Raw genomic sequence first — 18,153 nt, forward strand, 5'->3', positions numbered from 1 at the left:
CGCAAAATATACCGTGCTTTGCGGGATGCATTTCATGCGGCGCGTTGTCGGGACCTCGGCGTGCGGGCAAAAAAAATCCCGACACCTTCATCGGTCATCGGGATCGAACGGCCCTGCAAAGCATGAGGGCACGAGGAAGGTCCTACATTACACGCATGCAAGACTGTTGCACTTTGTCGGTTTGCGCCAAGCCCCTGTTCGATTCCGCCAATCAGCCGGTTATGCGCAGCCGTAAACGAAAAAAGCCTGCTCGCGTTTGGCGCGAGCAGGCAAGAAAACGGATCAGCATTCGAGGCACGAGGGCTGTCCAGAGAAGATAACGGCACGGCGCGCGGGAACCTTAGGCGGGAAAGAAAAACGTCGTGGGCAAACGGGTACGAACGTTGTCAGCGCAACGACACGGAAGCGCGATACGAAACGGGCCCGGGGCCTCGTCGCCATCTCCGTCATCCCCGTCGGCGATGCGAGTCAAGCTGTGCTATCGGTCGATACCACGCACGATCACGCGCCCGATTTCAATACCTGCCCGTCTCGCCCACGATCTCATATTCGGCATCGAAGCCATATCGTCGGGGCGACTCGATTTACGCAACCGCACTTTCGAAGCGCACGAGCGCCGACATGGTATCGCGGTCGCTTCGTTGAATACGGGATGCCGTTTCGTTAAAGACGCCGCGGGCAAGACACGCCGAGGCTCTATCCGAACGCCGAAAAGCAAAAAGCCCGGTTCAACGAACCGGGCTTTTTGCTTGAATTTGTTGGGGTGGCTGATGGGACTCGAACCCACGACGACAGGAATCACAATCCTGGACTCTACCAACTGAGCTACAGCCACCACTGATACTGCTTGCTTCGTTTCGCTGTTTTGTTTCAGCAGCGAAGAACAAGATTATACGAAGTCTTTTGAATCTTGCAAAGCATTTTTTTCAAAAATTTCTTCGGCCGCGTTCAGATGCGCACGCGCCTCGTCGAACACGGCCAGATCGCCGCGTGCGAGCTTCTTGTTGTCGGACAGCACGCGACGCCAGCCGCGCGCGCCCGGCATGCCGCGATACAGCCCGAGCGCGTGCCGCACGATCGCGCCGAGGTAGGTGCCGCGCTTCAGCTCGGCCGCGCAATACGCGATCAATTGCGCCTCGGCCTCTTCGCGCGTCGGCACCGCCGAGGTCGCTCCGTAGAAGCGCGCATCGACCTCCGCCAGCACGTACGGGTTGTGATAGGCCTCGCGGCCGAGCATCACGCCATCGACGTGCTCGAGATGCCGCGCAACCTCATCGAGCGTCGTGATGCCGCCGTTGATCACGATCTCCAGCGACGGAAAATCGCGCTTCAACCGATACGCATAGTCGTACTTGAGCGGCGGGATCTCGCGATTCTCCTTCGGCGACAGCCCTTTCAGGATCGCGTTGCGCGCATGCACGACGAACGTTTCGCACCCGGCCTCGGCCACCGTGCCGACGAAGTCGCGCACGAACGCGTAGTCCTCGACCGCGTCGACGCCGATCCGGTGCTTGACCGTCACCGGCACCGACACTGCATCGCGCATCGCCTTCACGCAGTCGGCGACGAGCGGCGGCTCGTTCATCAGGCACGCACCGAACGCACCGCGCTGCACGCGCTCGGACGGGCACCCGCAGTTCAGGTTGATCTCGTCGTAGCCCCACTGCTCGCCGAGCTTCGCCGCGCGCGCGAGATCGTCCCGCTCGCTGCCGCCCAATTGCAGCGCGACCGGCGATTCGCTCGGCGTGAACGCAAGATGCCGCTGGGCGTCGCCGAACAGCAGCGCGCCCGTCGTGATCATCTCCGTATACAGCCACGTATTGCGCGTCAGCGTGCGGTGGAACGACCTGCAATGGCGGTCGGTCCAGTCGAGCATCGGCGCGACGGATACGCGGCGGGGAGGAAGCGAGGGTGGAACGGACATGGAATTCGGGTACAGGCCAGACGGCACGGAACAACCCGACATTTTACCGCAAGACCGGCCCTGCCCGCCCGACACGCGCACTACCGGCCGCCCAATTCAGCATCGACCGCGCGGCGCGCCTCGTCGAACACGCGCTCGATCACGCGCCGTTCGGTGAGCAGCATCCCGTCGATCTTGACCAGCCGCCAGTCGATCCGCACGGCATCGCCCTGCAGCACGCGATAGTGCGCCCGCTCGCCGTCCCAGACCTGCTCGGTCTTCACCTCGATCTCGAAGCCGCGGTACGGCTCGCTGAAATCGCCGAGGTCGCTCCCTCTCGGTTCCATCGCACGCTCCGTGGTGATGCCGCGCCAAGCCGCCCGCGCGGCCGGCGCCGCGCGCTCAATCGTATTCGTCGGACAAAAACGACCGGCCATCGGCCGTCAGATCGACCCGGTCGGCCGTCGCCTGATAGATCAGCCCGTCATTCAGCAACGCGTAGACGACGTCGTCGAACGCGGCGGGAACCGGCCGGCTGTCGCCGAACTGGTCGATCCATTTCAGCGCCTCGATGGCTTCGGGGGAAAGGATGGGGGTCATGCGTTGGCCTCCGGCATCGGTGTCGTTCCATCCTAGCACTTCGCCCGGAAGCCGAATACCGTGGCAAACGCGCCGCGCGAAATGCAATGCGGCGCCGGCGGGCACGCTGCCCGGCGGCGCCGCACCGAGGCGCGACCCGCGCGCTCAGAGACGCGCGATCGAGACTTCCGTCGACTTCACGAGCGCGACGACTTCGGCGCCGACCTTCAGTTCGAGTTCGTCCACCGAACGGGTGGTGATCACCGACGTGACGATGCCGAACGGCGTCTCGACGTCGACTTCGGAGACCACGGAACCGCGGATGATCTCCTTGACCTTGCCCTTGAACTGGTTACGTACGTTGATTGCAGTGATGCTCATCGGGATGATCGCTCCGAAGAAAAAAGTCTCAGAACGGGCGGCCGAAGCCGCCCGGAATTAAACGGCCCAGCGGATCTGCCCGACCGGTCGAACCTTGTCTGCTTCATGCGCCGCGTCGTGCTCGCCCGCGCCGGGGCCGCCGGCGAGCACGCGTTTCAGCACGCGGTCCTCCAGCGCCGCGAAGGCGGCCGACGCGCGGGCGCGCGGCCGGTCGAGCGGCACCGACTGGTCGAGCGCCACCCGCCCCTGCTCGATCAACAGGATGCGGTCGCCGAGCGCGACGGCCTCCTGCACGTCGTGCGTGACGAGCAGCGCGGTGAACCGGTGTTCGCGCCACAGGCGCTCGATCAGCGCATGCATCTCGATGCGGGTAAGCGCGTCCAGCGCGCCGAGCGGCTCGTCGAGCAGCAGCAGTTGTGGCCGGTGCACGAGAGCGCGTGCCAGTGCGACGCGCTGCCGCTGGCCGCCCGACAGTTGCGCGGGCCAGTCGTTCGCGCGTTCCAGCAGCCCGACTTCGTCGAGCACCGCGCGGGCCTGGTCGCGCGCGCCGCGGCCGAGCCCCAGCATCACGTTCTGCAGCACGGTCTTCCACGGCAGCAGGCGCGCATCCTGGTACATGATCCGCGTATCGAGCGCGCCGCCGCCCTCGCCGCGCGTCACGAGCGCGCCGCTGCTCGGTTGCTCGAGCCCCGCGACGAGACGCAGCAGCGTCGATTTCCCGCAGCCGCTGCGGCCGACGATCGCGACGAAGCTGCCGCGCGCAATGCCGAGCTCGACGTTGTCGAGCACCGTGCGGGCGCCGAAGCGCTTGCTGACGCCCGACAGCGTGACCGCGTCGTCGGGAGCCGGGCTGCCCGGGCGCCGCCGTGCCAGCGGCACGACCGATGCGCTGCCGTCGCGTTCGAGGATCGCCGCATCGCGCGCGTCGCCATCCGCGACGCGGGCCTGCGCGAGCTCGGCCTCGAGGTCTGCGCCGGCGAGCGGGCCGTAGGCGGCCGCCGAAGTCGTCGCATTCATGCCTTTGCTCCTGATTGATAGGCGGGGTGCCAGCGCAGCGTCACGCGCTCGATCGATTTCGCCAGCACATCGGCCAGCTTGCCGAGCACCGCGTACAGCAGGATGCCGACCACCACCACGTCGGTTTGCAGGAATTCACGCGCGTTCATCGTCATGTAGCCGATGCCCGACTGCGCGGAGATCGTTTCCGCGACGATCAGCATCACCCACATCAGCCCGAGCGCGAAACGCACGCCGACGAGGATCGACGGCAACGCGCCGGGCAGGATCACGTCGCGGTACAGCGCGAAGCCGCGCACGCCGTAGCTCTTCGCCATCTCGATCAGGTTCGCGTCGACCGAGCGGATCCCGTGATACGTATTGATGTAGACGGGGAAGAACACGCCGAGCGCGACGAGGAACAGTTTCGCCTTCTCGTCGATGCCGAACCACAGGATCACGAGCGGAATCATCGCGAGCGCCGGAATGTTGCGGATCATCTGGATCGTCGAGTCGAGCGCGACCTCGGCCGCTTTCGACAGCCCGGTCGCGAGCCCCAGCGCGAGGCCGACGCCGCCGCCGATCGCGAAGCCGAACAGCGCGCGCCACGTACTCACTTTCACGTTCGCCCACATTTCGCCCGACGTCACGAGCGACCACGCCGCGCGCACGACCGCCACCGGCTCGGGCAGCACGCGGGTCGACAGCCAGCCGGTGCGCGCACCGACTTCCCATACCACCAGCAACGCGAGCGGCACGAGCCACGGCGCGACGCCGCGCCACGCGCGGGCGGCCACGGCGACGCCCGTCGTCGAGGTTTTCGTTGTCATCGCAGGCCTCCGTCGCTCAGCTCTGGCTCGTCTTCGGCAGATAGTTGTTGCCGACGATCTCGCCGAACGGCCCCGACAGCGGGCCGGCCGCTCTCTCCACGCCCTTGCCCTTGATCAGCGGGAACACGAGCTCGGCGAAGCGATACGACTCCTCGAGGTGCGGATAGCCGGACAGGATGAACGTCTCGATGCCGAGCTCCGCGTATTCGCGCATGCGTTCCGCGACCTGCTCGGGATTGCCGACGAGCGCCGTGCCGGCGCCGCCGCGCACGAGCCCCACGCCGGCCCACAGGTTCGGATAGACCTCGAGCGCCTCGCGGCCGCCTCGCTTGCCGCCGTGCAGCGCGGCCATCCGGCGCTGGCCTTCCGAATCCATGTTCGCGAACGCCTTCTGCGCACGTGCGATCGTGTCGTCGTCGAGCCGGCTGATCAGCCGCTCGGCGTCACGCCATGCTTCGTCCTCGGTCTCGCGCACGATCACGTGCAGGCGGATGCCGAACTTGATCTTGCGGCCGCGCGCGTCGGCACGTGCACGGATGTCGGCGATCTTCTTCGCGACGGCCTCGGGCGGCTCGCCCCAGGTCAGGTAGGTATCGATGTGATCGGCGGCGATCGCGTGAGCGGCCGGCGACGAGCCGCCGAACCACAGCGGCGGATGCGGGCGCTGCACGGGCGGGTAAAGCGCCTTGCCGCCTTTCGACTGCAGGTGCTTGCCGATGTAGTCGAACCCGCCGTTGTCGTGCGACGCGGCAAGCAGCCCGCGCCAGATGTTCAGGAAATCGTCGGTAATCTCGTAGCGCGTGTCGTGATCGGCGAAGAGGCCATCGCCTTCCAGCTCGGCCGCATCGCCGCCCGTGACGACGTTGATCAGCAGGCGGCCGCCCGACAGGCGGTCGAACGTCGCGGCCATCCGCGCGGCGAGCCCCGGCGAAGCGATGCCGGGGCGCACGGCGACCAGGAACTTCAGGCGCTGCGTCGCGGGAATCAGGCTCGACGCGACGACCCACGCATCCTCGCAGGAGCGGCCGGTCGGCAGCAGCACGCCGTCGTAGCCGAGCGTGTCCGCCGCCACGGCGACCTGCTTGAAGTAATCGTAGTCCGCGGCGCGCGCGCCTTCGGCCGTGCCGAGATAGCGGCTGTCGCCATGCGTGGGGATAAACCAGAACACATTCATCTGCTGCTCCTGCTTGACTGTCACTGCCGAAATTTGAAAAAAACATCGCCCTGCTCGCGTCGCGGATGAGCGACGCATGCATGGTGTGCATTCGAATCGGGATGGCTCGCCGGTCACGCCGTGCAGCGGACGAGGACGCGATCGCACGGCTGTTTCTGGGAAATCAGTCTAGGGATCGGTACCAGGCTTTGGAACGATTTTTTTGAGCTTAGGTTTTCCGCTTTCGTGATTAGCACGACGCTGGAGCGAATATCGCCGCGGCCGGGCCCTATAATGGCGCACCTATCCGAATAACTCCGCGCGCCCGGCCCCGGCCGTGCGCGCCTGCGGTGCACTCATCGATGCAGAAAGTCATCCTGCCCTTCCTGTCCGGCTTCCTGGCCGCCCTGTTCTTCCGCGAGGCCACGCTCGCCCTTCTCCACACGGCCGACCTGATCGCCGCAACCGGTTTCTCGACACAACCGTTCGCGCCGCTCGGCATTCCTGAATTTGTCGCGAACGCACTGATCAGCGCGTGCTGCGCGATTCCGATGGCGTGGCTGTTGCGCGTCTCGCCCGAGCGCGAAGCATCGTGGATCGGCGCGCTGGTGTTCGGCGGTATCGTGCTGACGGCCGCCCGCGTGTTCGCGATCGATCCGCTGCGCGGCATCTGGCCGTCGGGCAACATGCTGCCCGTGCTCGCGGCCGGCTTCGCGGCGAATGCGGTGTGGGGCTTCGGCGCGCTCGTGTTCATGCGCGCGTTCATGTCGGACGACGCGGGCGACGAATAACGCCGGCGCGCGCGACGCGTCCTTCGCGACCAGCCGACTTCCATGAAAAAGGCCGCGTGCATCTGCACGCGGCCTTTGCGTTTCCGTGTCGCGCGCCGGTCGGCCGCGCGGGCCAGCCCGATCGGCGTCAGTCCTTCAGCTTGCGCAGCGGATGCGTGTCGGGCGTCCACGGACTGTCGAACATCGCGAGCACGTCGGCGCGCGCGACGTCGGCGGCCGACTTGAAGCGCCACACCGGCTGATGATCCTTGTCGACGATCAGCGCGCGCACGCCTTCGATCACGTCGCCGTGCGCGAAGGTCGAGCGCGTGAGGTCGAGATCGCGCCGCAGGCAATCGGCCATCGTCGCGCCGCGCGCGCGTTCGACGACTTGGAGCGACACGGCCATCGACAGCGGCGACAACTGCTCGCGCATCGCATGGGTCGCCTTCTCGACCCACCCGTCCACCGCCGCGCAATCGGGCTCGGCGTCGAGCGACGCGAGGATCGCGTCGAGGTCGGGTTGCGCGAAATGCCGGTCGATCCCGGCGCGCGCATCGGCAAGCGCCGACGTGTCGGGCGTCGGCACGACCTTGTGCGCGGCAGCCGCGTCGGTCACGCACGCGACGGCCTGCGCGCCGCTGTCGATGCGCGCGCCGCGCAGCGTGTCGAGCAGCGCCGGCAGCGCGGCATCGGGCAGATAGACGTCGGCGAGTTGCGCGTACAGCGCGCCGGCCGCGTCGAGCGTCGCGCCCGTCACCGCGAGATAGCGGCCGATCGCGCCGGGCGTACGCGCGAGAAACCAGCTCATCCCGACGTCCGGGAACAGGCCGATGCGCGTTTCGGGCATCGCCATCTTCGTCGAATCGGTCACGACGCGCAGGCCGCCCGTGTGCCGCGCCGCCTGCGAGATCCCCATGCCGCCGCCCATCACGACACCGTGCATCAGCGCGATGTACGGCTTCGGATACGTGAAGATCGCATGGTTCAGCGTGTATTCCTCGATGAAGAACGTGTCGACCGCGTCGCGGTCGCCGCGCTGCCACGCGTCGTGGAAGAAGCGCACGTCGCCGCCCGCGCAGAACGCGCGCGGATGCGGGCTGTGCACGACGACCGCGACGACGTCGGGATCGTCGCGCCACGCGTCGAGCGCCTGCTGCATCAGCCGGATCATGCCGACCGACAGCGCGTTCAGCGCCTTCGGCCGGTTCAGTTCGAGAAAGCCGATGCGGTTCGCGACATACGCGCGCACGTCGGGCTGGGCGGATTCGGCGGAAACGGCGGCGGAAGTGGAGTCGGTCATGAAGGTCGTCCGGCAAACGGCAGTCGCACGCTCAGTGCGCCTGCATCTTCGAGAACAGGTTCAGCACCACGACACCCGCGATGATCAGCCCGAGGCCGATCACCGCCGGCACGTCCGGCACCTGACGATAGAGCAGCATCGCGACGAGCGTGATCAGCACGATGCCGGCGCCCGACCAGACTGCATAGATGATGCCGACCGGCATCGTGCGCAACGTGAGCGACAGGCAGTAGAACGCAACGCCGTAACCGGCGACGACGAGCACCGACGGCCACAAGCGCGTGAAACCGTCCGCCGCGCGCAGCGCGGACGTGCCGATCACTTCCGCGACGATCGCGATCGCGAGCCATGCGTAGCCGGGCAATTGCATCGCTCAGCTCCTTGCGAGGGCCAGTACCGCGTAGTCGTGGCCGAGCTCGGCGCACAGCGCCTCGACGACGAACTCGTGATCCGCGCGCTGCGGCAGCCCGGACGCGGTGATCGAGCCGATCACGCCGGCGCCGGCGACGGTCAGCGGAAACGAGCCGCCGTGCGACGCATACTCGGCGACCGGCAATCCGTGCTTGTCCGCGAGCGTCGCGCCGGCCTGCTGCATGCGCAGGCCGATCGCGTACGAGCTGCGGCGAAAATGCGCGACGACGTTGCGCTTGCGGCGCACCCAGTCGGCGTTGTCAGGCGTGGCTCCGGCGAGCGCCGCGTAAAACAGCGGCTGGCCGAACGTGACGATGTCGATCGCGATCGCATGACCGCGCGACGTCGCGAGCGCATGCATCCGGTTGCCGAGCGCCCATGCGCGAGCCGGGTCGAAATGGGGAAACACGAGCGCCTGTTCCTGCGCGCCGATCGATTGCAGATCGTGAGCGATGTCCATGAATCCGTCGATGCAGTAAGGAGAGCCGCAACGGCGCCGATGCGATCGCGCCGGGCCGCTGCCGGGATGACGACACAAACCGCTCGATTCTAGCGCACGTGCCTGCCCGTACCGGCCCCACCAGCGCTCGCCATGCGATTGTCACAAAACACTTGCACGCATTCGGGATAGCCCCTATAATTCAATTCTTCGACGGACGCGGGGTGGAGCAGTCTGGCAGCTCGTCGGGCTCATAACCCGAAGGTCGTAGGTTCAAATCCTACCCCCGCAACCAACCGTCCAGAATTTCGCAGAAAGCCCGGCCTCGCGTCGGGCTTTTTGTTTTTGCGCGTCCGGGCGCCGCGCGCCCTTCGCTTGCGCACCCGCCGTTTCGCACGACACGCCGCCGCATGCGCAGGCGTTCAAGAATGCCGCGGCCCGGTGATACACTCGCATCACCTCGTCCCTTCCACTCGACATGAAATTCTGCTCCGTCTGCGGTCACGAAGTCCTCGCGCGCATTCCTCCGGGCGACAATCGTGAGCGCTTCGTCTGCGATCACTGCGGCACGATCCACTATCAGAATCCGCGCAACGTCGTCGGCACGGTGCCGGTCTGGGGCGACCAGATCCTGCTGTGCCGCCGCGCGATCGAACCGCGCTACGGATTCTGGACGCTGCCGGCCGGTTTCATGGAAATGGGCGAAACGACCGCGGAAGCCGCCGCGCGCGAAACCCTCGAGGAGGCCGGCGCGCGCGTCGAGGTGCAGAACCTGTTCACGCTGCTCAACGTGCCGCACGTGCACCAGGTCCACCTGTTCTACCTCGCACGACTCACCGACCCGGGCTTCGAAGCCGGCGAGGAAAGCCTCGAGGTGAAACTGTTCGACGAAGCGGACATCCCGTGGGACGAGATCGCGTTCCCGACCGTCAGCCAGACCCTGCGGTTCTTCTTCGCCGATCGCGCCGCCGGCGACTACGGCGTGCACACCGGCGATATCTTCCGCTCGCTGCGCAACGGCTGAGCCGCGCCCCATGGTTCCCTGGCTCGGCCCGGACGATCCGTTCCCGCCCATCGAGCGCGCGCTCGGCCCCGCGACGGGTGCGCCCGGGCTGCTCGCCGCGAGCGCCGACCTGCTGCCGTCGCGCCTCATCGACGCCTACCTGCGCGGCATCTTCCCGTGGTACTCGGACGGCCAGCCGGTGCTGTGGTGGAGCCCCGACCCGCGCATGATCCTCGTGCCGGCCGAATTCAAGGTGTCGCCTTCGCTGCGCAAGACGCTCAAGCGCGTGCTGCGCGAGCCTCAATGGGAAGTGCGCGTCGATCACGACTTTCCCGGCGTGATGCGCGCCTGCGCGCAGGCGCCGCGCCGCGGGCAGCGCGGCACCTGGATCACCGCCGAGATCATCGACGCCTATACGTCGCTCTACCGCTCCGGCAACGCGCACAGCATCGAGACGTGGCACGACGGGCGCCGCGTCGGCGGCCTGTACGGCGTGTCGTTCGGCCGGATGTTTTTCGGCGAGTCGATGTATGCGGACGTGACCGACGCGTCGAAAATCGCGCTGGCCGCGCTCGTCGCGCACCTTCGCGAGCACGGGCTGGAAATGATAGACTGCCAGCAGAATACGTCGCATCTAGCGTCGCTCGGCGGCCGCGAGATCGCACGCAAGGCCTTTGTCGCTCACGTGCGCCGCGCGGTAGCCGAACCGCCGATTCCGTGGCACTTCGACAAGCGCGTGCTCGCCGCGCTGACGAGCCCCGCCGAAACGGCGGCGCCCACCGGGACCGAGCGCTAGCGCGGCACTCCTTCCCTGCATCGAGAGCTGCCCATGACTCATCCGACTGAGCTGCCGCTTTCACCGCTTTCGGCGCTGCAATTCTATGCAACGGCGCCCTATCCGTGCAGTTATCTGGACGGCCGCATCGCGCGCTCGCAAGTCGCGACGCCGAGCCACCTGATCAATTCCGACATCTACACCGAGCTCGTGAAGGCCGGCTTCCGCCGCTCGGGCGTGTTCACGTACCGCCCGTACTGCGACGGCTGCCGCGCATGCGTGCCGGTGCGCGTGCCGGTCGCCGCGTTCGCGCCGACGCGCACGCAGCGCCGGATGTGGAAACGGCATCGCGCGCTGGTCGCGACGGTGTCGCCGCTGCACTACGACGAAGAACACTACGCGCTCTACATGCGCTACCAGTCCGCGCGCCATGCGGGCGGCGGCATGGACCGCGACAGCCGCGACCAGTACGAACAGTTCCTGCTGCAAAGCCGGATCAACTCGCGCCTCGTCGAATTCCGCGACCTCGACGCGCCGGGCGGCGAACCCGGCAAGCTGCGGATGGTCAGCATGATCGACATCCTCGGCGACGGCCTGTCGTCGGTCTATACGTTCTTCGAGCCCGACGACCGGCACACGAGCTACGGCACCTACAACATCCTGTGGCAGATCGAGCAGGCGAAGAGCCTCGGGCTGCCCTACGTGTACCTCGGCTACTGGATCCGCGAGAGCCCGAAGATGGCCTACAAGGCGAACTTCCATCCGCTCGAAGGGCTGATCGACGGCCGCTGGAAGACGCTCGATCCGGAACGGGTCGACCTGCCGCCCGTCGACGCGGCGCTCGCGCGCGCGCCGTTGCCGGGCGGGCATTCCGGGTCGAGCTGACGCGCGTCGCGGCGGCTACGAAGCGAAGCGCGCCCGTGCCGCGCAACTCCCGGTAAAATAGCGGGTTGTCATTCATTCCGGCCGTCCGCCCCATTCCCGTGTTCAGTTCCCTCTACCCGCTGGCCCGCGCATCCCTGTTCAAGATGGATGCGGAAGACGCTCACCACCTTACGCTGCGCGCGCTCGGCGCGGCCGGCCGTACGGGCCTCGCCTGCGCGCTGTCGGCGCGCGTGCCCGACGCGCCGCGTACCGTGATGGGGCTCACGTTCCGCAACCCGGTCGGCCTCGCGGCCGGCCTCGACAAGGACGGCGCGGCCATCGACGGCCTCGCGGCGCTCGGCTTCGGCTTCATCGAGGTCGGCACGGTCACGCCGCGCCCGCAGCCCGGCAATCCGCGCCCGCGGATGTTCCGGCTGCCGCAGGCGGAAGCGCTGATCAACCGGATGGGCTTCAACAACCACGGCGTCGACCAGTTCGTGAAGAACGTCCAGGCCGCCCGCTATCGCGGCGTCCTCGGCCTGAACATCGGCAAGAACGCCGACACGCCGATCGAGCGCGCGGCCGAGGATTACCTGTACTGCCTCGAGCGCGTGTATCCGTTCGCGAGCTACGTGACGATCAACATCTCGTCGCCGAACACGAAGAACCTGCGCCAGTTGCAGGGCGCGGGCGAGCTCGACGCGCTGCTCGCCGCGCTGAAGGACAAGCAGCAGCGCCTCGCCGACCTGCACGGCAAGCTCGTTCCGCTCGCACTGAAGATCGCGCCCGATCTCGACGACGAACAGGTCAAGGAAATCGGCGACACGCTGCTGCGCCACAAGATCGAAGCGGTCATCGCCACCAATACGACGCTGTCGCGCGCGGCCGTCCAGGGCCTGCCGCATGCGGACGAAGCCGGCGGCCTGTCGGGCCGCCCGGTGTTCGACGCATCGAACGAAGTGATCCGCAAGCTGCATGCGGAAGTCGGCAACGACGTGCCGATCATCGGCGTCGGCGGCATTTTCTCGGGCGAGGATGCCCGTGCGAAGCTGGCGGCCGGCGCGGCGCTCGTCCAGCTCTATACCGGCTTCATTTATCGCGGCCCGGCGCTCGTGTCGGAATGCGTGAAGGCGATCGCCAGCGAACGCGGCGCGTAATATAGCCATAAGCAAAGTATATTTAGCTATCGATAGCATTTTTGCTATCATCGCCGTATGACGAAAACCATTGACCCCACCAGGGCAAGGACACACACGATGAAATTTCCGCTGTTGAAGAAGCTGCTGGTTGCCGGCGCGATCGGCATGTCGTTCGCCGCGGCAACCGCGCATGCGGCCGACCTCCTCGACCAGGTCAAACAACGCGGCACGCTGCGCGTCGGCCTCGAAGGCACGTTCCCGCCGTTCAACTCGAAGAGCCCGCAAGGCGACCTCGTCGGCTTCGACGTCGACATCGCGAAGGCCGTCGCGGCGAAGCTCGGCGTGAAGGCCGAATTCGTGACGACCGAATGGAGCGGCATCATCGCGGGCCTGCAGGCCGGCAAGTTCGACGTGATCGTCAACCAGGTCGGCATCACCGACAAGCGCAAGGAAACGCTCGACTTCTCGCCCGCATACACGTACTCGTCCGCGCAGCTGATCCAGCGCAAGGACGACACGCGCGCGTTCAAGTCGCTGGAAGACCTGAAGGGCAAGAAGCTCGGCGTCGCGCTCGGCACGAACTACATGGACATGGCGAAATCGGTGCCGGGCATCGACGTGAAGACGTACCCGGGCGCGCCCGAGTACCTGCGCGATCTCGCGGCCGGGCGCCTCGACGCGGCGCTCAACGACCGCCTGATGCTCGCGTACCTGACGAAGAATTCGCAGCTGCCGCTGCGCCCGGGCGCGAACGTCGGTTCGGCGAACCCGTCGGGCATCCCGTTCAAGAAGGGCAACCCGAAGTTCCAGAAGGCGATCGACGACGCGATGGCGCAACTCGAAGCCGACGGCACGTTCACGAAGATCTCCGACAAGTGGTTCGGCATCGACGTGACGAAACCGCTCAAGTAAGCACGCCTGCATTTCCCGCCTGACGGCGGGCCGGAAAGGGCGGCATCCGCAACGATGCCGCCCTTTGTTTTATCGGTCCGGTTTATGATTGCGCTTTCGCGCACGCATTCGCTTCGTATTCCATGTCGACAACGTCCCTGCTCGTCCAATCGCTGCCGGTGCTCGCCCAGGGTGCCGTGCTGACCGTCAAGTTCGCCGTGCTGTCGATGGTGTTCGGCCTGCTTGGCGCCGTCGTGCTCGCGATGATGGGCATCCGGCAGAGCGAAGCGCTCGACGGCTTCGAGCGCATCTGGGTCAACGCGCTCGCGTGGCTGGCGCGCGCGTACGTGAGCCTGATGCGCGGCACGCCGCTGCTCGTGCAGATCTTCGTCATCTATTACGGGTTGCCGAGCCTCGGCATCTCGCTCGATCCGACGCCGGCCGGCGTCATCGCGCTCTCCGCGAACGTCGCGGCCTACATGTCGGAAAGCATGCGCGGCGCGATCAACGGGATCGCGCGCGGCCAGTGGCTCGCCGCGTACAGCCTGGGGCTGTCGTGGGGGCAGACGCTGCGCTACGTGATCGGCCCGCAGGCGCTGCGCATCGCGGTGCCGAGCCTGTCGAACAGCCTGATCAGCCTGATCAAGGACACGTCGCTCGTGTCCGTGATCACCGTGACCGAACTGCTGCGCAGCGCGCAGGAAGTGATCGCCGCGACCTATCAGCCGCTGCCGCTCTATCTCGCCGCCGCGGCCGTGTACTGGATCCTGTGCCAGATCCTCGAATGGGTGCAGCGCTGGTACGAAAAGCGCCTGTCGCTGCCGTCGCGGCACTGAGCCACGCGGTTGCACCGGGCCGGCGCTCGCCGGCCCGACGCCCGCTTTCCCGTCTTCCCGTCTATTCGCCCGAATAGCGCACGCCGAGCACGGCGCGCGCCGCATCCGTCATCGCGATCATCCGCCGCGAATGGTCGTGCGTCATGATCGGGCTTTCGGTCTCGCCCGCACGCAGCAGATCGCAGAAGTGCTCGGTTTCGTAGTTCAGCCCGCCGCCGTCGACCGGCGCATCGAGCTCGACGGTGCGCCCGTCCGCGTAGCGGATCGTCGCACGCGCGGGGTTCCACCACTTCTCGTGTATCGTCACGTGGCCGCCCGCCGCGGCGATCAGCGCGTCGCCGCGCCCCATCACGTCGAGACCGCAAAAGAGCTGTGCGATCCCGCCGTTCTCATGCACGCTGTTCAGGCTCGCGAACAGGTCGACGCCCGTCGCGCCGACGCGTCCGAGCGTCTGCACGTCGCGCGCCGCGCCGAGCCAGTCGACGGCAAGGAACGCCTCGTAGATGCCGATGTCGAGCAGCGCGCCGCCCGCGCGATCGAGCCGATAGACGGAATGCGCCTCCGGCACCGACGACGATGCGCAGCCCGCCCGCACGAGCCGGATCTCGCCGATCGGATCGTCACGCAGGTGCGCACGCAACTGACGGTACAGCGGAAAGAATGGCGGCTTCATCGCCTCCATGAAGAGCCGCCCGGCAGCGCGCGCCGCGTGCAGCACCGTGTCGAGTTGCGCGGCGTTCAGCGCGGCGGGTTTCTCGCACAGCACCGCCTTGCCGGCAGCCAGTGCGGCCAGCGTGTACTGCGCATGACTGTCATGGAGCGTCGCGATGTAGACCGCGTCGATATCGCTCGCGAGGAGCGCGTCGAGGCTCGCGGCAGGCGTGCCGCCGCATGTCTCGCAGAAGGCGGCCGTTGCGTCGGCGCGGCGGGCCCAGGCGCCGGCGAGCGTGGCGCCCGGCACGTGCGCGAGGCTTTGCGCGAAGCGGCGCGCGATGCTGCCTGCGCCGACGATGCCGAAGCGCACCGGGCGATGGTCGTTGTCGTTCATCCTGATCTTCCGTGTCGGTCGTATGGCGGTTGCCGGCACGCTGCCGGCCGGCCGTCATGATAAACGGCCCCGCGGCACACGGATGGACGACACGCGCGCCGTCAGGCCCGCACCGGCACGTCGACCGAGAAATCGCGCGAAATCTCGTCCGCGCTGAAATCGATCAGCGCGAGGGACGCTGCTTCGGCTTCTCGCGGGTCGCGCCGCTCGATCGCGTCGACGACGCGCGCATGCGCCTTCACCGCGATGTCGTGCGCGCCTTCCTTCTGCACGACGCGCGGATTCACGAGACGCACCGCCCCGCGCACGATCGCCGCCATCTGCTGGAAGAACTGGTTGCCGCTTGCCTGGACGATCCGCGTATGCAGCAACTCGTCCGCCGTGTCGTAGCCGGAATCGCCCGGCTGCAGCACCTTGAACGCATCGAACGCTTCGCGAATGCCCGCGATGTCGGCGGCCGTCGCACGCACGGCCGCCTGCGCGGTCGCGCGTGGTTCGATCAGCATCCGGAATTCGATGACGTCGCGCATGAACTGCGGATCGGGCTTTGCCCGAAATCGCCAGCTCACGACGTCTTCGTCGATCATCCGCCAGTCGCGCATCGGCCGCACGCGCGTCCCGACTTTCGGACGCACGTCGAGCATGTCGCGCGCAAGCAACATCGACAACGCCTCCCGCATCACCGTGCGGCTCACGTCGAACTCTTTCGACAGCACGTCCTGCGGCGGCAAGATGCCGCCGTACTTGTCCTCGACGATACCCGCGACAAGCCCATCCATCACTTTGGCGACCAGTGACCGGTCTTTGCCCTGCTCCATGACACCTCCCCGTGCGTCGATTTGCGAACACCTGCTCCGCAGTTCCGCCGGCCCTGGTTACTACTCTGTTCTTATGATCTATAAGTTGATGAGTTCGACGATATTTCGCTATCTGGTAAACACCTGACAGGGTTATCCCTCTTTTGAACGAGGTGATTTATACGGCTAAAAAAAAAGCCCGGGAAGCGCGCCGCGCCTGCCGGACCCCGGTTTCCACAAGATTTAACTATGCAATCCGTGACGACCGATACCGCGCCGTTACGGACTGCTTCTCATTCAGTTTCAGCCAGCCGGATAAGCGATCGTTTCAACGCCGTTTTCCGTGCCGAGCAAGCACAGATTCGCGCCGCGCTCCGCGAACAGGCCGACCGTCACGACGCCCGGCCATGCGTTCACCTGTGCCTCGAAACCGCGCGGATCGGCGATCTGCAGGCCCTTCACGTCGATGATCTCGTTGCCGTTGTCGGTGATGTAGGGTGCGCCGTCCTTCGTCACGCGCAGCACGGGCACGCCGCCGAGCGCGGTCACGCGCCGGCCGATCGCCGTGCGCGCCATCGGTACGACCTCGATCGGCAGCGGGAACGCGCCGAGCACCGGCACGCGCTTGCTCGCGTCCGCAATGCAGACGAACGTGTCGGCCACCGACGCGACGATCTTCTCACGCGTCAGCGCGCCGCCGCCGCCCTTGATCATCGCGCCGCCGGCGTCGATCTCGTCGGCGCCGTCGACGTACACCTGCAGCGAGTCGATCTCGTTCAGGTCGAACACCTTGATGCCGTGCGATTTCAGGCGTTCGGTCGTGGCGACCGAGCTCGACACGGCGCCGCGATAGCGCGACTTGACGGCCGCGAGCGCGTCGATGAAGCAGTTGGCGGTCGAGCCGGTGCCGACACCGATCACGGCGCCTTCCGGCACGTTCTGGATCACGTAATCGGCGGCGGCCTGGCCGACGAGGCGTTTGAGTTCGTCTTGAGTCATGGCGTGGTAATGCTGCGGGATTGCTGAAAACCGCCAGTTTACCGGAGTCGGCGGACGCCCCCGCGTTTTTCGGCGTGCAATGCGCCGCGCATTCAGCGCGTGTCGGCCACCGGAGCGGGAACCGCCGTTTGCGCGCCGGGGAAGTACTTGTCGAGCAGCGCCTGCGCGATCGCGTCGCTTTCCGCGTCCGGGTCGCCCGCGTAGTCGGACGGCCGGAAATGCATCTGGAACGCCGCGAACACGCGCCGCGTGCGCGTGTCGAGCACGCCGTCGGTCGGCACGTCGTAGCCGTAGCGCGCGAGCTTGAGCTGCAGTTCGCGCACGTCGACCGGCGCGTGCGGGTCGCGGCCGCCGAGCCGCGCGGCAACGGTGGCGTCGTCCGGCCACGCGCCGATGCCTGCTTGCGCGAGCGCATGCCACGGGAACAGCGGCCCGGGATCGATCTTGCGTTGCGGCGCGATGTCGCTGTGCCCGACCACGCGCGTCGGCGCAATCCCGTAGCGCGCGACGATGTCCTTCGACAGGCGGATCAGCGCGTCGACCTGTTCGGGTGGATACGGCTGCCAGGTGCGCTGCTGCGGGTCGAGCGGGCCGCGGTTCACGTTCTCGATGCCGATCGACACCGCGTTCAGCTCGGTCGTGCCCTGCCACTCGCTGACGCCCGCGTGCCATGCACGCCGCGCTTCCGGAACGAGTTGGTGGACGACGGGCATCCCGCGCTCGGTGGGCGGCCGCGGCGGAACGACGTAGTGCACGCTGACCGAATCGCCGGTCAACGTGCGCAAGGATTTCGTCTCGTCGCTTTCGGTGTAGTGCATCACGAGAAAGCGAATCCGCGAATCGGCGCCGCGCGCGTGCAGGCTCGTGTCGGCGTAGTAGGTGCCGCGCTCGACGAGCGACGGCGACGTGCAGGCCGCCAGCAGGCCGAGCACGGCGCAGGAGATGCCGGCACGAAACAGGGTCATCGGTCGCGGGTTCCGGGTAGCCGCGTGCCGCCTTGCATCGGGGCACGCGTCGCTTGGGTGATTCGACGCCC

At 67.0% G+C, this 18,153-nt stretch carries 21 protein-coding genes and 2 tRNA genes; 8 read left to right on the top strand and 15 right to left on the bottom strand.

The window, feature by feature from the left end; genetic code table 11:
* Nucleotides 1–759 precede the first annotated feature (759 nt).
* From KPB06_RS16845 to ssuD, 8 genes are all read right to left on the bottom strand, one after another.
* Nucleotides 760–835, bottom strand: a tRNA-His gene (locus KPB06_RS16845).
* A gap of 54 nt (nt 836–889) precedes the next feature.
* The gene (gene dusA, locus KPB06_RS16850) at nt 890–1,876 is read right to left on the bottom strand and encodes a tRNA dihydrouridine(20/20a) synthase DusA (RefSeq protein WP_059584302.1); all 987 of its coding nucleotides are present in this window, start codon (nt 1,874–1,876) and stop codon (nt 890–892) included.
* A 128-nt stretch (nt 1,877–2,004) separates the two neighbouring features.
* The gene (locus KPB06_RS16855) at nt 2,005–2,250 is read right to left on the bottom strand and encodes a hypothetical protein (protein WP_059584304.1); all 246 of its coding nucleotides are present in this window, start codon (nt 2,248–2,250) and stop codon (nt 2,005–2,007) included.
* 55 nt (nt 2,251–2,305) lie between these two features.
* Nucleotides 2,306–2,503 carry a hypothetical protein gene (locus KPB06_RS16860; RefSeq protein WP_006484168.1) on the bottom strand — a complete coding sequence of 66 codons (198 nt, stop codon included), beginning with the start codon at nt 2,501–2,503 and terminating at the stop codon, nt 2,306–2,308.
* A 144-nt stretch (nt 2,504–2,647) separates the two neighbouring features.
* Nucleotides 2,648–2,863 (bottom strand): TOBE domain-containing protein, encoded by a 216-nt coding sequence (locus tag KPB06_RS16865; RefSeq protein ID WP_006476104.1) that lies wholly within the window; start codon nt 2,861–2,863, stop codon nt 2,648–2,650.
* A 57-nt stretch (nt 2,864–2,920) separates the two neighbouring features.
* Nucleotides 2,921–3,880, bottom strand: coding sequence for an ATP-binding cassette domain-containing protein (locus KPB06_RS16870; protein ID WP_059584305.1), 960 nt, complete (start codon nt 3,878–3,880; stop codon nt 2,921–2,923).
* Nucleotides 3,877–4,689 (bottom strand): aliphatic sulfonate ABC transporter permease SsuC, encoded by an 813-nt coding sequence (ssuC, locus tag KPB06_RS16875; RefSeq protein ID WP_059584307.1) that lies wholly within the window; start codon nt 4,687–4,689, stop codon nt 3,877–3,879. The genes KPB06_RS16870 and ssuC overlap by 4 nt, the downstream gene beginning before the upstream one ends.
* Nucleotides 4,690–4,705: 16 nt before the next feature.
* On the bottom strand, nt 4,706–5,863 hold the full coding sequence (gene ssuD / locus KPB06_RS16880; protein WP_059584309.1) for an FMNH2-dependent alkanesulfonate monooxygenase: 1,158 nt from the start codon (nt 5,861–5,863) through the stop codon (nt 4,706–4,708).
* Between the two features lie 341 nt (nt 5,864–6,204).
* On the opposite strand from ssuD, the gene KPB06_RS16885 reads away from it, so the two are divergent.
* On the top strand, nt 6,205–6,633 hold the full coding sequence (locus KPB06_RS16885) for a hypothetical protein (RefSeq protein ID WP_059584310.1): 429 nt from the start codon (nt 6,205–6,207) through the stop codon (nt 6,631–6,633).
* 127 nt (nt 6,634–6,760) lie between these two features.
* On the opposite strand, the gene KPB06_RS16890 is transcribed toward KPB06_RS16885, so the two are convergent.
* From KPB06_RS16890 to KPB06_RS16900, 3 genes are read right to left on the bottom strand one after another with little or no spacing between them, the layout of a single operon-like run.
* On the bottom strand, nt 6,761–7,915 hold the full coding sequence (locus KPB06_RS16890; protein ID WP_059584312.1) for an enoyl-CoA hydratase/isomerase family protein: 1,155 nt from the start codon (nt 7,913–7,915) through the stop codon (nt 6,761–6,763).
* Between the two features lie 31 nt (nt 7,916–7,946).
* Nucleotides 7,947–8,279, bottom strand: coding sequence for a DMT family transporter (locus tag KPB06_RS16895; protein WP_371090929.1), 333 nt, complete (start codon nt 8,277–8,279; stop codon nt 7,947–7,949).
* 9 nt (nt 8,280–8,288) lie between these two features.
* Complete coding sequence (locus KPB06_RS16900) at nt 8,289–8,786, bottom strand: heme-degrading domain-containing protein (RefSeq protein ID WP_006476110.1); 498 nt, start codon at nt 8,784–8,786, stop codon at nt 8,289–8,291.
* 197 nt (nt 8,787–8,983) lie between these two features.
* On the opposite strand from KPB06_RS16900, the gene KPB06_RS16905 reads away from it, so the two are divergent.
* The 7 genes from KPB06_RS16905 (at nt 8,984) to KPB06_RS16935 (ending at nt 14,273) form a co-directional block, all read left to right on the top strand.
* Nucleotides 8,984–9,060, top strand: a tRNA-Met gene (locus KPB06_RS16905).
* Between the two features lie 183 nt (nt 9,061–9,243).
* Nucleotides 9,244–9,789 (top strand): NUDIX hydrolase, encoded by a 546-nt coding sequence (locus KPB06_RS16910; protein ID WP_006476111.1) that lies wholly within the window; start codon nt 9,244–9,246, stop codon nt 9,787–9,789.
* A 10-nt stretch (nt 9,790–9,799) separates the two neighbouring features.
* A complete protein-coding gene (aat, locus tag KPB06_RS16915; RefSeq protein WP_059584314.1) occupies nt 9,800–10,564 on the top strand; it encodes a leucyl/phenylalanyl-tRNA--protein transferase in 765 nt (254 codons plus the stop codon).
* A 33-nt stretch (nt 10,565–10,597) separates the two neighbouring features.
* Nucleotides 10,598–11,428 (top strand): arginyltransferase, encoded by an 831-nt coding sequence (locus KPB06_RS16920; RefSeq protein WP_059584315.1) that lies wholly within the window; start codon nt 10,598–10,600, stop codon nt 11,426–11,428.
* A gap of 98 nt (nt 11,429–11,526) precedes the next feature.
* Complete coding sequence (locus KPB06_RS16925) at nt 11,527–12,564, top strand: quinone-dependent dihydroorotate dehydrogenase (RefSeq protein WP_063892440.1); 1,038 nt, start codon at nt 11,527–11,529, stop codon at nt 12,562–12,564.
* A 99-nt stretch (nt 12,565–12,663) separates the two neighbouring features.
* The gene (locus KPB06_RS16930; protein WP_059584318.1) at nt 12,664–13,458 is read left to right on the top strand and encodes a cystine ABC transporter substrate-binding protein; all 795 of its coding nucleotides are present in this window, start codon (nt 12,664–12,666) and stop codon (nt 13,456–13,458) included.
* Between the two features lie 122 nt (nt 13,459–13,580).
* Nucleotides 13,581–14,273 carry an amino acid ABC transporter permease gene (locus KPB06_RS16935; protein ID WP_006484207.1) on the top strand — a complete coding sequence of 231 codons (693 nt, stop codon included), beginning with the start codon at nt 13,581–13,583 and terminating at the stop codon, nt 14,271–14,273.
* Nucleotides 14,274–14,334: 61 nt separating this feature from the next.
* On the opposite strand, the gene KPB06_RS16940 is transcribed toward KPB06_RS16935, so the two are convergent.
* The 4 genes from KPB06_RS16940 to KPB06_RS16955 form a co-directional block, all read right to left on the bottom strand.
* Entirely contained in the window at nt 14,335–15,321 is a 987-nt protein-coding gene (locus KPB06_RS16940; RefSeq protein WP_059584320.1) for a Gfo/Idh/MocA family protein, read from the bottom strand.
* Nucleotides 15,322–15,422: 101 nt separating this feature from the next.
* A complete protein-coding gene (locus tag KPB06_RS16945; RefSeq protein WP_059584322.1) occupies nt 15,423–16,139 on the bottom strand; it encodes a FadR/GntR family transcriptional regulator in 717 nt (238 codons plus the stop codon).
* Nucleotides 16,140–16,421: 282 nt separating this feature from the next.
* Nucleotides 16,422–17,117: a ribose-5-phosphate isomerase RpiA gene (rpiA, locus tag KPB06_RS16950; RefSeq protein ID WP_059584323.1), complete on the bottom strand. Its 696-nt coding sequence runs from the start codon at nt 17,115–17,117 to the stop codon at nt 16,422–16,424.
* 92 nt (nt 17,118–17,209) lie between these two features.
* The gene (locus KPB06_RS16955) at nt 17,210–18,082 is read right to left on the bottom strand and encodes an N-acetylmuramoyl-L-alanine amidase (protein WP_059584325.1); all 873 of its coding nucleotides are present in this window, start codon (nt 18,080–18,082) and stop codon (nt 17,210–17,212) included.
* Nucleotides 18,083–18,153: the final 71 nt, after the last annotated feature.

This window comes from Burkholderia semiarida (assembly GCF_029268935.1).
GTDB lineage: Bacteria > Pseudomonadota > Gammaproteobacteria > Burkholderiales > Burkholderiaceae > Burkholderia > Burkholderia semiarida.